Raw genomic sequence first — 17,478 nt, 5'->3', positions numbered from 1 at the left:
TTCCAGCCATCCATCCGGTTGCGGGGACTCACGCCCCACCAGGTGTCATCTGCCGCATATCGCACCACTCTTGACCGGAAGTATCGGACAACTCGTGATCTTCATCCAGAGGTCAGGCCGAAAACGTCCGGACAGGCCTTCGAAGCTGTTGCTCGGCAGTAGTAGGCTCACGCCGTTTAAATGACGGAACACCGACTCCCCGTAACGGGGTTGAGCTGGGGGAGGCTGGGGAGGCCATGCGCTTTCGCGGGAAATCCATCCGCCGGAAGATCGTGGCGTTGCTCCTTGTGCCGCTCGTCTCCCTGACCGCGCTCTGGGGCTTCGCGACGGTTATCACCGGCCGCCAGGCCGTCCAGTTGCTCGACGTCGCGTACGTCATCGACAAGGTCGGCTACCCCATCGAGGACGTCGCCCGCGCCGTCCAGAAGGAGCGCCGCCAGACCCTCGTCGTGATCGGCGACCCCCGCGCCTCCACCGCCACGGCCGAGCTCGCCAAGCGCCGCGCCGCCACCGACGACGTGGTCGCCGAGATCCGGGCGAGCGCCCGCGACCCGGAGGTCACCGACGAACTGAGCGCCCAGAACGGCCAGCGCCTCCGCTCGATCCTCGCCGCGTTCCACGGCATCGAGAGCATCCGCCGCTCCGTCGACCAGAACACCCTCGACACCGGCCAGGCCCTGGAGTTCTACAACCGCCTCGTCGACCCCTGCTACGAGTTCCTGATGAACCTCCACGCGCTGGAGGACGTCGAGATGGACAAGCAGGGCCGCGCCCTCGTCGGCATCACCCGGGCCCGTGAGGCGCTCTCCCGCGAGGACGCCCTCGTGGCCTCCGCCTTCGCGGCCCGCAGCGTCAGCGCCGCCGACGTCCGCCGCGTCTCCGACCTCGCCGCGAACCGCACCCTGCTCTACGACTTCAACCTCGCGATCCTCCCGCCCGCAGACCGCGAGCGCTTCGAGCGCTACTGGGCCGGCACCGACACCAAGGTCCTGCGCGACGCGGAGGAGCGCTTCCTCAGCGCCGGCGCGGTCAAGAACCCCCGCAGCAGCACCGCCGCCCAGTGGGACGCCGCGGCCACCAAGGTCCTCGACGACCTCGCCGTCATGGGCACCGAGGCCGGGGACCGCTACCAGAAGCGCGTCGAGCCCGTCGCCATGGACGTCCTGGTCCAGGCCGCCGTCGCCGGCATCCTCGGCTTCATCGCGCTGATCGTGTCCCTGGTCCTGTCCGTGCGCATCGGCCGCGAGCTGATCCGCGACCTGTCCCGGCTCCGCAAGGAGGCCCACGAGGCCTCCGGCGTCCGCCTGCCCGGTGTCATGCGCCGCCTCGCCGCCGGCGAGCACGTGGACGTGGAGACCGAGGCACCCCGGCTGGAGTACGAGAGGGACGAGGTCGGCCAGGTCGGCCAGGCCCTCAACACCCTCCAGCGCGCCGCCGTCGAGGCCGCCGTCAAGCAGGCGGAGCTGCGCCGCGGCGTCTCCGAGGTGTTCGTGAACCTCGCCCGCCGCAACCAGGTGCTCCTGCACCGCCAGCTGACCCTCCTCGACACCATGGAGCGCCGCACCGAGGACGCCGAGGAGCTCGCCGACCTCTTCCGCCTCGACCACATGACCACCCGCATGCGCCGCCACGCCGAGGGCCTGGTGATCCTCTCCGGCGCCGCGCCCTCCCGCCAGTGGCGCAAGCCCGTCCAGCTGATGGACGTCGTACGGGCCGCCGTCGCCGAGGTGGAGGACTACGAGCGCATCGAGGTGCGCCGGCTCCCGCGCCTGGGCATCGCCGGGCCCGCCGTCGCGGACGTGACCCACCTCGTCGCGGAACTCCTGGAGAACGCCACGGTGTTCTCCCCGCCGCACACCGCGGTCCAGGTGCACGGCGAGCGCGTGGCCAACGGCTTCACCCTGGAGATCCACGACCGCGGCCTCGGAATGAACCCGGACGCGCTCCTCGACGCGAACCTCCGGCTCGCCGAGACCCCCGAGTTCGAGCTGTCCGACACCGACCGCCTCGGCCTGTTCGTCGTCAGCCGCCTCGCGCAGCGCCACGCCGTCAAGGTCGTCCTCCAGCACAGCCCGTACGGGGGCACCACCGCCGTGGTGTTCCTCCCCGACGCCCTGCTGACCGAGGCCCCCGACACCAACGGCACCGGCATCCGGCTGAACGCCGGCGTCGGCGCCGGCATGGCCGGGAAGCCGGGCAAGCCGGGCAGGCCCGGCGTGATCCCGTCCGAGCGCAACGCCCCCGCCGTCGGGCGGGCCCCGTCCGGGCGCGCCCTGCCCGCGGCGGACCTGCGCGGGCCCGTCGAGCTGGAGGCGCCGCTGGGCGTGCTCGGCCTCGACGGCCTCGACGACCCCGCCGTCGTGGACGGCACCACCACCGGGATCACCGGCGTCGGCGGCCGCCCCGCCATGGCCACCCTGGACGACGAGACCCCGCCGAAGGGACTCCCGCGCAGCGGCCTGCTCGGCCTGCGCACGGCCGACCGTCCGTCCGCTGACCGGCACCCCGAGCCGCGGCACCCCGAGCCGCGGCACGCCGACCGCCACCCCGACCGTCCGGCCGAGCGGGTCGGCGCCCCCCGCAACGGGGAGCGCGGACCGCTCGCCCCCACGGGCCCGGTCCGCCTCGACAGCGCCCGGCCCGACGGCGCCCGACCGGAGGCCACCCGCCCCGACGGCCCCCGCGGCGGCCAGGGGACGGTGCCGCTGCCCCGCCGCCGGCCCGCCCCGACGCTGGTAGCGGACCACGGCCGCCGCGTCGAGCCGCGCCCGGTGTCCGCGGTCCCGCCGCCCGCCCCCGCCGCCGGCGCCCCCGTACCCCCGCCGGGCGGCAGCGGCCTGCTGCCCCGCCGGGTACGCCAGGCCAACCTGGCCCCCCAGCTGAAGGACTCCCGCGCCGCCGCCCCCGCCCCGGACACCGCCGACGGCGCCGCGGACGACCGGGACGCGGAGGACGTACGCACGCGCATGTCCGCGCTCCAGCGCGGCTGGACCGCGGGCCGCAACCAGCAGGCACGGACGCAGTCCGCGACCGGGGCAGGCACCTCCGCCGCCACCGGTCCCGCGAACGAGAACGAAGGGGACGGTCGATGACCGCACCGCAGACCGGAAACGACAGCAGGAGCCGCGGCTCCGGCCCGCTCAACTGGCTCCTCGACGAGCTCGTGGACAAGGTCGGCTCCATCCGCAAGGCGGTCGTCCTGTCCGGCGACGGCCTGCCGACCGGCACCTCCCGGGACCTGACCCGCGAGGACAGCGAGCACCTGGCGGCGGTGGCCTCTGGATTCCACAGCCTCGCCAAGGGCGTCGGCCGGCACTTCGAGTCCGGCAGGGTCCGCCAGACCGTCGTCGAGCTGGACGAGGCGTTCCTCTTCGTGATGGCGGCCGGCGACGGCAGCTGCCTGGCCGTCCTCGCCGACGCCGAATCCGACGTCGGGCAGGTCGCGTACGAGATGACGCTCATGGTCAAGCGAGTGGGCGACCACCTGGCGACCGCCCCGCGCACCGGGCTGCCAGCCGGAGGGTGAGACGTACGGCATGAGCGATCCAGGCCAGGACCGACACCCTGCCCGCACCCCCTCCGCGGAGGGGCCCGCCGCCCCGGACCACCCGCACTGGTTCGACGACGACGCGGGTCCCGTCGTACGCCCGTACGCGATGACCCGCGGCCGGACCAGCCACGCGGGCCAGCACCGCCTCGACCTGATCGCGCTCGTCGTCGCCGAATCCGCGGCCGACGACCCGGTCTGGGACATGACCCTGGCCCCGGAACACGCCCGCATCCTGGGGCTGTGCCGGAACCGCCCGCAGTCGGTCGCCGAACTGGCGGCCGACCTCGACCTCGCGATCGGGGTCGTGCGGGTCCTGATCGGCGACCTCGTCGACGATGAACTGGTCCACGTGACCAGGCCGGTACCTCCGGCCGAACTACCCGACGAATCCATTCTGCGTGAGGTGATCGATGGCCTTCGGGCGCTCTAGCCGCACCGGTGCCATGCACGCCGTGTCACCGGTCGAGCCGCTGACCCTGAAGATCCTGGTCGCGGGCGGCTTCGGGGTGGGCAAAACCACCCTGGTCAGTGCGGTAAGCGAGATCAGACCGCTGCGGACCGAGGAACAACTCTCGGAACCGGGCATCGGCATCGACGACACCCGGGGAGTGGAGAGCAAGAGCACGACCACCGTGGCGATGGACTTCGGGCGCATCACGCTGCGCGAGGACCTGGTGCTGTACCTGTTCGGCACCCCGGGCCAGGACCGGTTCTGGTTCCTGTGGGACGAACTGGCCCAGGGGTCGCTGGGCGCGGTGGTCCTCGCGGACACCCGCCGCCTCGCCGACTGCTTCGCGGCCGTCGACTACTTCGAGCGCCGCGAGATCCCGTTCGTCGTCGCCGTCAACTGCTTCGACGAGGCGGACCACCACCCCGTGGTCACCGTGCGGGAGGCGCTCGACCTCGACCCGGGCGTGCCGGTTCTGCTCTGCGACGCCCGCGACCGGGAATCCGTGAAGGACGTTCTCGTGGGGGTCGTGGAACACGCGATGTCGCTGGCCCGCGCCCGCCGCCGGAGCATCTCGGCCGGCGCCTGACACGGACGCGGCCCGTACCCCCGCCGACTGGGGTACGGGCCGCAGCTCTCGTGGGGGATTCGGCGCCCGGAACGCGGCGCGGGACCGTGGAGCGAGTGTGAACCCGCCGTGGGGGGCCGTCAAGTACGCGCACAACACTCGCGGGAAACCGCTGGTCGGCCCCCCTGCGAGGCCCGATCCACGGCCCGCCGGAAGCCGCTCAGCGCACCGCGATCACCGCCGAACCGTGCCCGAACAGACCCTGGTTCGCGGTGATCCCGGCCCGCGCCCCCGGAACCTGCCGCGCACCGGCCGTCCCGCGCAACTGCCACGTCAGCTCACACACCTGGGCGATGGCCTGGGCCGGCACCGCCTCCCCGAAGGAGGCCAGCCCGCCGCTCGCGTTGACCGGGACGCGCCCGCCCAGCGCCGTCGCCCCCTTCCGCAGGAGCGTGGCGCCCCCGCCCTCCCCGCAGAGCCCGATGTCCTCGTACCACTCCAGCTCCAGGGCGGTGGAGAGGTCGTACACCTCGGCGAGCGAGAGGTCCTCCGGGCCGAGCCCCGCCTCCTCGTACGCCGCCCGCGCGAGGGAGGCCCGGAAGGAGCCCGACACCGGCTCGACCCCCACCCCGGCCGTCGAGTCGGTGGCGATGTCCGGGAGGTCCAGCACCGTACGCGGATAGGTGGGCGTCACCGTCGACACGGCCCGGATGCGCACCGGGTCGGTGACACCGCGCGAGCGCGCGAAGTCCGTGCTGGACAGCACGAGCGCGGCGCCGCCGTCAGACGTGGCGCAGATGTCGAGCAGCCGCAGCGGATCGGCGACCACCGCCGAGGCGGCCACCTCCTCCGTGGTCACGGCCCTGCGGTAGCGGGCGTTCGGGTTCAGCAGCCCGGCCGCCGCGTTCTTCACCTTGACCCGGGCGAAGTCCTCCAGGGTGTCCCCGTGGACGGCCATGCGGCGGCGCGCGTACAGCGCGAAGTAGGCCGGATTGGTGGCGCCCAGCACGCGGAACCGCAGCCAGTCGGGGTCGTCGGGCCGTTCCCCCCCGGCCGGTGCGAAGAACCCCTTGGGCGCCGCGTCGGCACCCACCACGAGCACCACGTCCGCCAGCCCGGCCAGGATCTGCGCCCGGGCCGCCCCGATGGCCTGCGCCCCCGAGGCACAGGCGGCGTAGACGCTGGTCACCCGGGCGCCCTGCCAGCCCAGCGCGCGGGCGAAGGTGGCGCCGGCCACGTACCCCGGGTACCCGGAGCGGACGGTGTCGGCTCCGACGACGGACTGCACGTCCGTCCAGTCCAGGCCGGCGTCGGCGAGCGCGGACCGGGCGGCGGCCCGCCCGTACTCGACGAAGCTGCGGCCCCACTTGCCCCAGGGGTGCATGCCGGCTCCCAGCACGGCGATGTCGGCGGCGCTCACGACGCTCCTCCCAGCGGCCTGAACCGCCAGGTCGTCCACGTGGTGTCATCGTCCTCGCCGAGCACCCCGCCGACCACCTCGACCTCCATGCCGACCGCCAGATCGCCGACCCCGACCCCGGGCGCCGCCTGCCCGAGCACGACGATCCCCTCGGCCTCCAGCTCCACCGCGATCAGGGTGTACGGCTCCCAGGGCACGGCGGGGTCGGACACGTACGGCGCCGGCGGCCGGTAGCGCCCGTCGGTGTACGACCAGACCCGGCCGCGCGGCGACAACGGCACCTCGGCGAGGACGCCGTCGCCGGGGCAGCGCGGGTTGCGGCAGAAAGCGTCCTCGCGGGGGAAGAACACCGCGGTGCAGGCGGAGCACCGGGTTCCGAGCAGCCGGAAGGCGCTCGCGGGTCCGGCCCCGGCCGGGGCGCCGGGCTCGGGGCCCGGGGCGTCCTCGGTGAACCAACCGCTCACGACGGGGGTGCGCGTGCGTGCCAAGATTCCTCCCGTGTCAGTGTTTCTGACGCATCGTCAGGAGTCTGGCACGGGAGGCCCTCCGGGTCACCGGTTCTCGGCGAGCCACTTCTGCGCGATCTCCGCCAGCTCCGCGTCGCGCCCGGCGAGCATCATCCGGATCATCTGCGCGTCCCCGCGGAGCGACCATCCGGGGTGCCCGAAGGTCGCGGGGTTGTTCTTCTCGATCAGGAAGTGCGCCGGCCACGCGGCCCCGTACCCGATCACGGGAAGGGCCGCCAGGTACCGCTTCCGCCCCCGGGCCGCCCCGTAGAGGGTGAGGGCGAGCCCGGTGAGCGTGCCGGTGAGATGTACCCAGCGGGTGGCGGCCCGCGCGTGCATGGCGACGTAGTAGGGCCAGAACTCCTCGTACGAACGGAACGTCATGGGGGCACGGTAGTCACGGCAGGACGGCGGCGACAGAGACGGGGAAGTCGAAATGCGTGCCGGGGAACGCCTCGGGCCGGTGCGTGAAGTGCCACCACTCCTCCGGCAGGTTGACGAAGCCCCGCGCCCCCAGGACGCCCAGCAGCAGCCGCCGGTTCGCGCGGGCGGCGGGCGGGATGGCCGGAGCGTCCGTGTGGGACGACGGCCCGAAGTGGTCGAACGCGGTGCCCATGTCCAGCTCCCGACCCGACGCGGTGGAGACGAGCGTGACGTCCACGGTGCTCCCGCGGGAGTGGCCCGACCGCTCGGCGATGTATCCGTCGGGAATCAGCCGGTCCTTGTCGACGTCCGGGTAGTACTCGGCCTTGGTCCCCTGGTCGGCGGGGTCCCCGGCCCACCGGACGAACCGGTCCACGGCACGCTGCGGCCGGTAGCAGTCGTAGACCTTCAGGGAGAGGCCGCGCGGCAGCAGCTCGCGCTGCGCGCGCCGCAACGCCTCCGCGGCGGGGCGCGCGAGCAGGCACACCGGTTCCCGGTACCCGTCGACCCGGCGGCCGGTGAAGTTGCGTGCGGTCGCGTACCGCACGTCCTGCCGGACCGTGGGATCCACGTGCGCCAGGGCCGCGAACCCCGGGGGCGCCGCTCTGCCGGCCGGCGCTCCCGGAGGTCCCGAGGGTTCCGGCCCGGGCATCGGCGCACCCGGCGCAAGCGTCGGCGCACCCAGCGCACCCAGCGCACCCAGTACCGCCAGGAGTCCCGCACCGATCGCAACAGCCGTCGCCCTCATACCGCTTGGCATACCATCGCGGGATGCCGGCACAGCTGAGGGACGCGCACTGCTCCACCTGCGGAACACCGTTCGACACGGACGGCTGGCCCCGCACCTGCCCGTCGTGCGGCGCCACCGCCTACCGCAACCCGCTCCCGGTGGCCGTGGTGCTCCTCCCCGTCGAGGACGAGGACGGCACCGGCCTCGTGGTCATCACCCGCACCATCGAACCGGCCCTCGGCGGCATCGCCCTCCCCGGCGGCTTCATCGACTTCGGCGAGGACTGGCGGGACGCGGTCGTCCGCGAACTCCGCGAGGAGACCGGCATCGAGGCTCCCGCCCGGGAGGTGGCCCTGGCCGACGCCCTCAGCTCACCGGCCGGCCACCTGCTCCTCTTCGGCCTGCTCCCGCCCCGTCCGGTGGCGTCCCTGCCCGCATCGGTCGCCACGGACGAGACCACGGGCTGGCACGTCCTGCGGGGGCCGTCGGACCTGGCCTTCCCCCTGCACACCCGTGCCGCGGCCTCGTGGTTCGCGGGCCGCTACGCCTGAACCCCACCGCGCCCGGACCCGCCTGAGCCCACCTGCCCGGGTCCGCCTGAGCCCATCTGCCCGGGTCCGCCTGAGTCCCTCCAGGCCCGGGCCCCTCCGGGGCGGGGTCTGCCTGAGCCCACCTGCCCGGGTCCGCCTGAGCCCCTCCGGGCCTGGGTCTGCCTGGGCCCCGCGGGGCGCGGGTCGGCCTGAACCCATCTGCCCCGGGTTCTCTGAACCCTCCGGGCCTGGGGCCGCCTGCACCTCCACCGGGCCTGGGTCTGCCCGAGCCCCTGCGGGCCCGGGTCTGCCTGAGCCCCTGCGGGCCCGGGTCTGCCTGAGCCCCTCCTGGCCCGGGCCGGCCTGAGCCCCCTCGGGCCCGGGTCTGTCTGAGCCCCCTCGGGCCCGGGCTCGCCTGAACCCATCTGCCCGGGTCCGCCTGAGCCCTTCCGGGCCCGGGTCTGCCCGAGCCCCTCCGGGCCCGCCCGGGTCTGCCTGAGCCCCATCTGGCTCGGGTCCGCCTGAACCCATCTGCCCCGGGCTCCCTGAACCCACCGAACCCCGGTCCGCCTGAACCTCCACCCGCTCAGGGCCGGCCGGACCCCATCCGGCCCCGGGCCCCCTGAACCGCCGCGGGTCGGCGTACCCCGCGGGTCGCCGATCCGTGCCGGGCGGCCGCATACGTGACCACGCGACGGCCGGCCCATGCCCGGGCCGCGACGGCCGGCCCACGTCCGGGCGGCGACCACGACGGCTGGCCGCGGCTGCCCCGCCCGGCCCGGGCCCCGTCCTTCACCGGACGCGGGGTCCGTCCTCCACCGGCCCCGGCCCCGGCGCCCGTCCTCCAGCTCACGCGGGCTCGCCCCGACGGATGCCTCCGACAGTCCGCGCCTGCAACAGCCCGCCCCCAACAGCCCGCCCCCAACAGGCCGTCCGCCGACAGCCGCGCCGCCTACAGCCCGCGCACCGTCACGCCCGGCACCCGTTCGCCCGCCTCGTCCTCCACCACCACAGCGGCCCCCGCCCACCGCACGGTGTACCGCTCGATCACGCCCGCCGCGAAGCCCGGCCCCGGGTCCCGCACCACCAGCCCGCCGCCCGTCCGCCCCCGCGCCGGCGCCCACGCCTCCAGGGTCACGCCGCCGCCACCGGACGGGTCGCGGACCGGGAGCACCGCACCCGCGCGGGCCAGCACCGGGATCCGGCCCTGCGGGGCGTCCAGCAGCACCTGGCCCGGGCCCTCGTACTCAGCCCCCGACGCGGTGTCGTACCACCGGCCGCGCGGCAGCCGCACCGCCCGCCGGTCCGCCCCGCACTCCAGCACCGGGGCGACCAGCAGGGCGTCGCCCAGCAGGAAGGCGTCCTCGCAGTCCCGCAGCGACCGCTCCTCCGGCGCCCCCCACCACAGCGGCCGCACGTAGGGGGCCCCGGTCCGGCGGGCCAGGTGGGCCAGCGTCACGAAGTACGGCCGCAGCCGCTCCCGTTCCGCCATCACCGCACGGGCCTGCTCCTGCACCTCCGCACCGAACGCCCACGGCTCCCGACGCCCCGCCCGCATGGCTGAGTGCGTGCGGAACAGCGGCAGGTACGCGCCCAGTTGCAGCCACCGCACGTACAACTCGGGGGAGGGGGAGCCGCCGAACCCGCCGACGTCCGGGCCCGAGTACGGCACCCCGCACAGTCCGAGCCCCAGAACCAGCGCCAAGGAGGCCCGCAGCCCCTCCCAGCTGCTCTCCGCGTCGCCGGACCACGACCCCCCGTACCTCTGCATCCCCGCCCAGCCGGACCGGGAGACGAGGAACGGCCGCTCGTCCGGTCGCAGCCGGACCAGGCCCTCCCAGCCGGCCCGCGCCATCCCGAGCCCGTACACGTTGTGCCCGGACCGGTGGTCACCGCCCGCGCCGTCCATCGCGTGCCGCGCGGAGCGGGGGAGCGTGTTGTCGCCGAACGGGGCGAAGGACACCGGCTCGTTCATGGCGTGCCAGAAACCGGCGAAGCCCCGGCCCAGCCGCTCCTCGTACAGCCCGCCCCACCACTCCCGCACCGCAGGATCGGTGAAGTCCGGGTACGCGCACGCGCCCGGCCACACCTCCCCGCGGACCTCCGCGCCCCGCGCGTCCCGCACGAAGGCGCCGCCCGTCCCCACCGAGAGCCCCGACGCGTGCACCGCGCCGCCCGCCCGCACCGCGGGGCCGATGATCGAGACCAGGCGCACGCCCCGCGTGCGCAACTCCCGTGCGAGCCCCGGCAGATCGGGGAAGCGCCCCTCGTCCACCGTGAAGACGCGGTGCCCGTCGTAGTGGTCGATGTCCAGGTGCACGGCCGACAGCGCCATGCCGCGCTCCGCGTGCCCGTCCACCACCCGCCGCACCTCCTGCGCGCTCCCGAAGCCCGAGCGCGCGTGCTGGTGGCCGAGCGCCCACTCCGGCGGCACCGCCGCGGGACCCGTCAGCCCCGACCAGCCCTGCAGCACCCGCGCCGGAGTCCCCACGAAGACCCAGCACCGCAGCGGCCCGCCCTCCACGCGAAGCTCGCTCGACCCCGGGCGATCCGCTGCCGAGCCCGCACCCTCCTCGCCCTCGCGCAGCACCACCCGGCCGTCCCAGGAGTTGTCGTGGAACACCAGGTGCGTCCCCGCGTCGGCGACCACCAGCTGCACCGGCATGGACAGGTGCAGCGGATCGGTGCCCGGCCCGAAGCTCCCCTGGGGATCCGTGTTCCACAGCCGGTACGTCCCGTCCCGCAACCGGGGCCCCGCCGCCCGCCCGCCCAGCCCGAAGAACCGCGCGTCCGCCCCCACCGCGCTGCGCTGCGCCCACCGGGCCCCGCCCCGCGCCGGGTCCACCGGCTCCCACCAGCGCGGTGGCAGGTCCCGCCGCAGTACCGTCCCGCCGGGCGTGCGCACCTCCACCGACCCGTGCCGGGACACCGCGACCGTCACCCGCTCCGACACCACCCGCCAACCGCCCTCGGTGTCCGGCTCCAGCACGGCCCGCGGATCGGCCTCCGGGCCGTCGCCGACCACCGCGTACGACGGCGTCGGCCCCGCCCCGTCCCAGCCCCAGAACACGGCGCCGCCCGAGGTCACCCGCACCAGCAGCTCCGAGCGCGCGAAGCGCAGTACACCGCCGCCCGGTCGCGGCTCCGTACCCGTCAGCAGCCCCGGCACGCGCGCCCGCTCCGCGCCCCGGCGCGGGAGCCCCACCGCGTCCGCACGCCGGTGGCGCCAGGCCGAGCGCCATGCGCGCCGTCCGCGCTCCGTACCGAGGTCCTTCACCGCACGCACCAGATCGCGACCGTTCATGCGGATCACCCTGCCACCGGGCCCCGGCCCGGGAGACCGCGTTCAACTGCCGTTCACCCGGCAGCGGCACCCCCGGCCGCCCGCGGCCGACCGTACGGGACACCTCTGGTGCGGATGTCGATCACATGGCATCGTCCCAGTGAGCCGCCGCGCGCACACCCCCCGCGCGGTGGCACCGTACGCACACGAAGCGCGAGCCGCAGACTTGACCGGGAGCCGACCCATGACCTCAGCCACGCAGCCGGAACCCCTCTGGGCCCCGGGGCCCGACCGGATCGCCGCGGCCCGGATCACCGCCTTCCAGGCCTGGGCCGCCGACCGGTTCGGAGCCCCCGCGGACGGCGGCTACCCCGCTCTGCACAGCTGGTCCGTCGACGAGCTGGACACCTTCTGGCAGGCCGTCGCCGAGTGGTTCGACGTCCGCTTCACCACACCGTACGAGTCCGTCCTCGCCGACCGCTCCATGCCCGGCGCACGCTGGTTCACGGGCGCCACCCTCAACTACGCCGAGCACGCCCTGCGCGCCGCCGAGGACCCGGCCCGCGCCGGGGAGGCCGCCCTGCTGTGCGTGGACGAGACCCACGAGCCCGCCCCCGTCACCTGGACCGACCTCCGCCGGCAGGTGGGCTCGCTCGCCGCCGAACTGCGCGCCCTCGGCGTACGCCCCGGCGACCGGGTCAGCGGCTACCTCCCGAACATCGCCGAGTCCGTGGTCGCCCTCCTCGCGACCGCCGCCGTCGGAGGCGTCTGGACCTCCTGCGCCCCCGACTTCGGCGCACGCAGCGTCCTGGACCGCTTCCAGCAGGTCGAACCCGTCGTCCTGTTCGCCGTGGACGGCTACCGCTACGGCGGCAAGCAGCACGACCGCCGCGAGACCGTCGCAGAGCTCCGGGCCGAGCTCCCCTCCCTGCGCGCCGTCGTCCACATCCCGGTCCTGGGCACCGAAGCCCCGGAAGGGGCCCTCGCCTGGTCCGACCTGACCGCGGCCGACACCGCGCCCGTCTTCGAACCGGTCCCCTTCGACCACCCCCTGTGGGTCCTGTACTCCTCCGGTACGACCGGCCTCCCCAAGGCCATCGTCCAGTCCCAGGGCGGCATCCTCCTCGAACACCTCAAGCAGCTCGGCCTGCACTGCGACCTCGGCCCGGAGGACCGGTTCTTCTGGTACACCTCCACCGGCTGGATGATGTGGAACTTCCTCGTCTCCGGCCTCCTCACCGGCACGACCGTCGTCCTGTACGACGGCAGCCCCGGCTACCCCGACACCGGCGCCCAGTGGCGCATCGCCGAGCGGACCGGGGCGACGCTGTACGGCACCTCCGCCGCGTACGTCATGGCCTGCCGCAAGGCGGAGGTCCACCCCTCCCGCGACTTCGACCTCTCCGCCGTGAAGTGCGTCGCCACCACCGGCTCCCCGCTCCCGCCCGACGGGTTCCGCTGGCTCCACGACGAGGTGGCCGAGGACCTCTGGATCGCCTCCGTCAGCGGCGGCACCGACGTGTGCAGCTGCTTCGCCGGCGCCGTCCCCACCCTCCCCGTCCACATCGGCGAGCTGCAGGCCGCCTGCCTCGGCACGGACCTCCAGGCCTGGGACCCCTCCGGCAAGCCCGTCATCGGCGAGGTCGGCGAGCTCGTCGTCACCAACCCCATGCCGTCCATGCCGATCCGCTTCTGGAACGACCCCGACGGCAGCCGCTACCGCGACAGCTACTTCGAGATGTTCCCCGGCACCTGGCGCCACGGAGACTGGATCACCCTCACCGACCACGGCTCGGTGGTGATCCACGGCCGCTCCGACTCCACCCTCAACCGCCAGGGCGTGCGGATGGGCTCCGCCGACATCTACGAGGCCGTCGAACGCCTCCCCGAGATCAAGGAGTCCCTCGTCATCGGTCTGGAGGAGCCGAACGGCGGCTACTGGATGCCGCTCTTCGTCCACCTGGCCCCCGGCGCCCTCCTCGACGACGACCTGCGCGCCCGGATCAAGGCGACGATCCGCGAGGAGCTCTCCCCGCGCCACGTGCCCGACGAGATCATCGAGGTTCCGGGCATCCCCCACACGCTGACCGGCAAGCGCATCGAGGTCCCGGTCAAGCGGCTCCTCCAGGGCGCCCCCATGGCGAAGGCGGTCAACCCGGGCTCGGTCGACAACCTCGACCTCCTCCCCTTCTACGAGGAGCTGGCCCGCACCCGCACCCAGGGCTGACGTCACTGTCAGTGGTCATGATTACGCTGAGTGAGCAATCGACCGTGCCACTCAGGGGGAGCCATGCCACCGAAGGACGACGCCGGGAGCCACCGCACCCGACGGACCGCCACCGCCCGCACGACCCGCAGCACCAGCAAGCGCCGCACCCTGCGCCGCGAAGCCCCCAGCACCGTCGGCCTCCTCGCCGACCCCGGGGACTTCGCGGCCATGCGCGGCTACCGCAGCTTCACCTTCGACGACCACCACGACTACCTGCGCCACGTCGACGACCTGCTCCGCTCCCTCGCGGCCCAGGGCATCCACACGACCGTCGCCCTCTTCGACCCCCAGGAGTACGCCGAGCACTGCGAGGAGCACGGCCTCGACCCCGACACGGCCGACGCCCGCACCCGCTTCACCGCGGAACTCGCGGGCAGCGGCGCCGGCCTCCCCTACCGCGGCCAGCCCATCGACGAACTGGTCCCGCTCCTCGTGGACGAGGCCGTCCGCCAGGCCACCTGGGAGTACGCCACCACCCTCCTCGCCGGGGTGGGCAGCTGCGCGGACTGCGGTGAGGACATCGGCAACGCCTCCTTCGACCGCGCGGCCGAGGCCCTCAAACGCCTCCTGGCCGGCGCCGGCCCCGGCCACCACCACTTCGTCTGCAGCGTCCCCACCGCGACGGAACAGCTCGTCGCCGTCCTGCACGCCGACACGACCGGCGAAGCGGACGCCCCGCCCCGCATGGAGGGCCGCGAGGGCCTCGACTTCATGACGGTCCTGGCGGCCGGACTCGCCCTCGGCGGCCCCGGGGGACTGGTCCTGCGCAGCTCGCGCGAGGGCCGCGGCGACCGGGTCCACGGCTGGCGCCTCGACCGGGGCCGGCTGACCGCCCTCTCTGCGGCGGCCGTGTTCAACGCCTACTGCACCGACGCCGACACCGGCGATCCCGTCGCCCCAGAACCAGGGGTCGAGTACTGCCCCGGCTACGAGGTGGACCTCCCCTCCCCGCACCACTGAGCCCGGCCCCGGGCCCGGGGGAGCGGTCGGAAACGGACCGAGGGGCCCCCGCCACCGGCGAAGGCCCCTCGCGTCCCACTCCTCCCGGCGGCTACTCGCCGGAGAGCACCGCCTGGGCGGCCATGCGGGCCTCCTCGGCGGTGTCGCACGCCCGCGCCGCGGCGGCGGCCCTCTCGCACTGCGCCAGCGTGTGCTTCGCGAGCGTCGCCCGTACGTACGGGATCGAGGCGGCGCCCATCGACAGGGAGGTGACACCCAGGCCCGTCAGCACACAGGCCAGCAGCGGGTCGGCGGCCGCCTCGCCGCAGACGCCGCAGCTCTTGCCCTCGGCCTTCGCGGCGTCGGCCGACATGGCGATCAGGTCGAGCAGCGCCGGCTGCCACGGGTCCTGGAGCCGCGAGACGGCGCCGACCTGACGGTCGGCTGCGAACGCGTACTGCGCGAGGTCGTTCGTGCCCAGCGACAGGAACTCCACCTCCCGCAGGATCGAGCGCGCCCGGAGCGCGGCGGACGGGATCTCCACCATCGCGCCGAACTTCGCCTGCAGCCCTGCCTCGCGGCACGCGTCCGCGAACGCCTTGGCGTCGGTCCGGTCCGCCACCATCGGGGCCATGACCTCAAGGTGGACGGGCAGGCCCCGGGACGCCTTGGCCAGCGCGGTCAGCTGCGTGCGCAGCACCTCCGGGTGGTCCAGGAGCGAGCGCAGGCCGCGCACGCCCAGGGCCGGGTTCGGCTCGTCCGCCGGCGTGAGGAAGTCCAGCGGCTTGTCGGCGCCGGCATCCAGCACCCGCACCACCACGCGCCCCTCGGGAAACGCCTCGAGCACCTTTCGGTACGACTCGATCTGCTTCTCCTCGGACGGAGCCTTCTTGCTGTCGTCCAGGAACAGGAACTCGGTGCGGAACAGGCCCACGCCCTCGGCCCCGGCCTCGACCGCGGCCGGCACGTCCGCCGGACCGCCGACGTTCGCCAGCAGCGGCACCCTGTGCCCGTCCGAGGTCGCGCCCGGACCGGACGACGCGGAGAGGGCGGCCTTGCGCTCGGCGGCCGCGGCCTCCAGCTCGGCCCGCTTCTCCGGCGTCGGGTCCACGAACACGTCGCCCGTGCTCCCGTCGACCGCGATGAGGGTGCCCTCGGCGAGTTCACCGGCCCCCGGGAGCGCCACGATCGCCGGTACGCCCAGCGCCCGCGCGAGGATGGCGCTGTGGCTGGTCGGCCCGCCCTCCTCGGTCACGAACCCGAGCACCAGGGCCGGGTCGAGCAGCGCGGTGTCGGCGGGGGCCAGGTCCCGCGCGATCAGTACGTACGGCTCGTCACTGTCCGGGACACCCGGCATGGGCACGCCCAGCAGGCGCGCGACGATCCGGTTCCGTACGTCGTCCAGGTCGGCCACCCGCCCGGCCATGTACTCGCCGGCTCCGGCGAGCAGGTCGCGGTAGGAGGCGAACGCGTCGTAGATCCCGCGCTCGGCGGTGCTGCCGACGGCGATCCGCCGGTCGACGTCCGCCATCAGCTCGGGGTCCGTCGCGATCATCGCCTGGGCCTCCAGCACGTGCTGGGCCTCGCCACCGGCCAGCTGGCCGCGCGCGATCAGGTCGGCCGATACAGCCTCCACGGCCTGACGGGCGCGCCCCTGTTCGCGCTCCGCCTCGTCCGCGGTGATCTGCTTGGCCGGCGGTTCGAGAACCGCCGTACCCATGTGCCGAACCTCGCCGATCGCCACACCGTGGCTCACGCCGACGCCTCGCAGCGTTGTCTCCATTTCACCCGTCTCCGGTAGGGCGGCGGGCTCGGCCGCCGCGGTGGATGTCCGACCCGCCTCCTCAGGCGGGTGCGTCACTGCCAGCTGAAGAGGACGTCGCTGGCCTTCACGTCGCCGGAGTCGACGACGTCCGAAAGCGCGTCCGGGGTCGCCTCGAGGGCGACGACGGGGCACACGGGGGACTTGCCCGCGGCCTCGACCGCGGCGGGGTTCCAGCGGATGACGGCCTGACCGCGGGTCACCGTGTCGCCCTTGTTGACGAGGAGCTCGAAGCCCTCGCCGTTGAGCTGGACGGTGTCGATGCCGAGGTGGGTGAGGACGCCGTGGCCCTCACCGTCCACGACGACGTACGCGTGCGGGTGCAGGGAGACGACCACACCGTCTACGGGGGACACCGCCTCCGAGGGCTCACGCACGGGGTCGATGGCGGTGCCCGGTCCCACCATGGCGCCGGAGAACACCGGATCGGGCACTGCCGCGAGTCCGATGGCGGTCCCGGCAAGTGGGGACGTCACGCTGGTCATGGGGCCTCCCAGGGGTGGGGCTTCTTCGTGTCGCCGTCACTACGTGTCGCGAACGGCGTACTCTTGCAGAAGGATAAGTCACGACATGTTCGGGTTCGCCCGATGTTGGTCCCGATCCGGGCTGGCCCTTCGGCACGGAGACTAGTGGACTAGACCGGTGGACTAGACCATACGCCTGAATCGATTTGCCTGGGCACCGGCGGACCTGTACTGTCGTGACTCCTGCCGGGACGCACCGTGTGAATTTCTCACGAACGTCTCATGGACGGGAACCCCCTCTTCAGTATCGATCTTGAACTCGGCTTTATTTCCGTGCGCCTTTTGACGCGATGGAGAGCGGTCAGGGGAACAGGGAATCGCTGATAGAGTCGGAATCGCCGGAAGGGAAAACGCGAAAGCGAATACCTGGAAAGCGAATCCCGCTTCGACCGGGAATCGGACACGAAAGAGTCTGATAGAGTCGGAAACGCAAGAACAGAACGAAAGCCCGGAGGAAAGCCCGAGA

14 protein-coding genes are annotated in these 17,478 nt (G+C 74.0%); 7 read left to right on the top strand and 7 right to left on the bottom strand.

The genetic code is table 11. The features are described from left to right. Positions 1 to 236: 236 nt before the first annotated feature. From ACFWW8_RS23300 to ACFWW8_RS23285, 4 genes are read left to right on the top strand one after another with little or no spacing between them, the layout of a single operon-like run. The gene (locus ACFWW8_RS23300; RefSeq protein ID WP_386530876.1) at positions 237 to 3,092 is read left to right on the top strand and encodes a nitrate- and nitrite sensing domain-containing protein; all 2,856 of its coding nucleotides are present in this window, start codon (positions 237 to 239) and stop codon (positions 3,090 to 3,092) included. Next, positions 3,089 to 3,526: a roadblock/LC7 domain-containing protein gene (locus ACFWW8_RS23295; protein WP_267722980.1), complete on the top strand. Its 438-nt coding sequence runs from the start codon at positions 3,089 to 3,091 to the stop codon at positions 3,524 to 3,526. Before ACFWW8_RS23300 ends, ACFWW8_RS23295 begins: the two co-directional genes overlap by 4 nt. A gap of 10 nt (positions 3,527 to 3,536) precedes the next feature. Then, on the top strand, positions 3,537 to 3,980 hold the full coding sequence (locus tag ACFWW8_RS23290; RefSeq protein ID WP_386530874.1) for a DUF742 domain-containing protein: 444 nt from the start codon (positions 3,537 to 3,539) through the stop codon (positions 3,978 to 3,980). Beyond that, positions 3,961 to 4,587: an ATP/GTP-binding protein gene (locus tag ACFWW8_RS23285; RefSeq protein WP_386530872.1), complete on the top strand. Its 627-nt coding sequence runs from the start codon at positions 3,961 to 3,963 to the stop codon at positions 4,585 to 4,587. Before ACFWW8_RS23290 ends, ACFWW8_RS23285 begins: the two co-directional genes overlap by 20 nt. A gap of 199 nt (positions 4,588 to 4,786) precedes the next feature. On the opposite strand, the gene ACFWW8_RS23280 is transcribed toward ACFWW8_RS23285, so the two are convergent. The 4 genes from ACFWW8_RS23280 to ACFWW8_RS23265 form a co-directional block, all read right to left on the bottom strand. Beyond that, positions 4,787 to 5,986 carry a lipid-transfer protein gene (locus tag ACFWW8_RS23280; RefSeq protein ID WP_386530870.1) on the bottom strand — a complete coding sequence of 400 codons (1,200 nt, stop codon included), beginning with the start codon at positions 5,984 to 5,986 and terminating at the stop codon, positions 4,787 to 4,789. Continuing rightward, the gene (locus ACFWW8_RS23275; protein ID WP_386530868.1) at positions 5,983 to 6,474 is read right to left on the bottom strand and encodes a Zn-ribbon domain-containing OB-fold protein; all 492 of its coding nucleotides are present in this window, start codon (positions 6,472 to 6,474) and stop codon (positions 5,983 to 5,985) included. The genes ACFWW8_RS23280 and ACFWW8_RS23275 overlap by 4 nt, the downstream gene beginning before the upstream one ends. A gap of 63 nt (positions 6,475 to 6,537) precedes the next feature. After that, positions 6,538 to 6,876, bottom strand: coding sequence for an Mpo1-like protein (locus tag ACFWW8_RS23270; RefSeq protein ID WP_386530867.1), 339 nt, complete (start codon positions 6,874 to 6,876; stop codon positions 6,538 to 6,540). A gap of 13 nt (positions 6,877 to 6,889) precedes the next feature. Next, positions 6,890 to 7,675 carry a M15 family metallopeptidase gene (locus tag ACFWW8_RS23265; RefSeq protein ID WP_386530865.1) on the bottom strand — a complete coding sequence of 262 codons (786 nt, stop codon included), beginning with the start codon at positions 7,673 to 7,675 and terminating at the stop codon, positions 6,890 to 6,892. Between the two features lie 11 nt (positions 7,676 to 7,686). Between ACFWW8_RS23265 and ACFWW8_RS23260 the strand changes: the two genes are divergently transcribed. Further along, on the top strand, positions 7,687 to 8,196 hold the full coding sequence (locus tag ACFWW8_RS23260; RefSeq protein ID WP_386530864.1) for an NUDIX domain-containing protein: 510 nt from the start codon (positions 7,687 to 7,689) through the stop codon (positions 8,194 to 8,196). Between the two features lie 931 nt (positions 8,197 to 9,127). On the opposite strand, the gene ACFWW8_RS23255 is transcribed toward ACFWW8_RS23260, so the two are convergent. After that, positions 9,128 to 11,479, bottom strand: coding sequence for a glycoside hydrolase family 31 protein (locus ACFWW8_RS23255; protein WP_386530863.1), 2,352 nt, complete (start codon positions 11,477 to 11,479; stop codon positions 9,128 to 9,130). 223 nt (positions 11,480 to 11,702) lie between these two features. Between ACFWW8_RS23255 and ACFWW8_RS23250 the strand changes: the two genes are divergently transcribed. Both ACFWW8_RS23250 and ACFWW8_RS23245 read left to right on the top strand, forming a co-directional pair. Next, positions 11,703 to 13,685, top strand: coding sequence for an acetoacetate--CoA ligase (locus tag ACFWW8_RS23250; protein ID WP_386530862.1), 1,983 nt, complete (start codon positions 11,703 to 11,705; stop codon positions 13,683 to 13,685). 63 nt (positions 13,686 to 13,748) lie between these two features. Then, positions 13,749 to 14,687, top strand: a complete 939-nt coding sequence (locus tag ACFWW8_RS23245; RefSeq protein WP_386530861.1) for a hypothetical protein — start codon at positions 13,749 to 13,751, stop codon at positions 14,685 to 14,687. Between the two features lie 91 nt (positions 14,688 to 14,778). Here ACFWW8_RS23245 and ptsP read toward each other — a convergent pair whose 3' ends face one another. Together ptsP and ACFWW8_RS23235 are read right to left on the bottom strand one after the other, a co-directional pair. Then, positions 14,779 to 16,449 (bottom strand): phosphoenolpyruvate--protein phosphotransferase, encoded by a 1,671-nt coding sequence (gene ptsP / locus ACFWW8_RS23240; protein WP_386530860.1) that lies wholly within the window; start codon positions 16,447 to 16,449, stop codon positions 14,779 to 14,781. 74 nt (positions 16,450 to 16,523) lie between these two features. Beyond that, a complete protein-coding gene (locus ACFWW8_RS23235) occupies positions 16,524 to 16,973 on the bottom strand; it encodes a PTS glucose transporter subunit IIA (RefSeq protein ID WP_386530859.1) in 450 nt (149 codons plus the stop codon). Positions 16,974 to 17,478: the final 505 nt, after the last annotated feature.

The sequence above is a fragment of the Streptomyces sp. NPDC058701 genome, assembly GCF_042715295.1.
Lineage (GTDB): Bacteria > Actinomycetota > Actinomycetes > Streptomycetales > Streptomycetaceae > Streptomyces.
The sequence above is the reverse complement of the archived record's forward strand: the minus strand, read 5'-3'. Positions and strand labels throughout refer to the sequence as shown.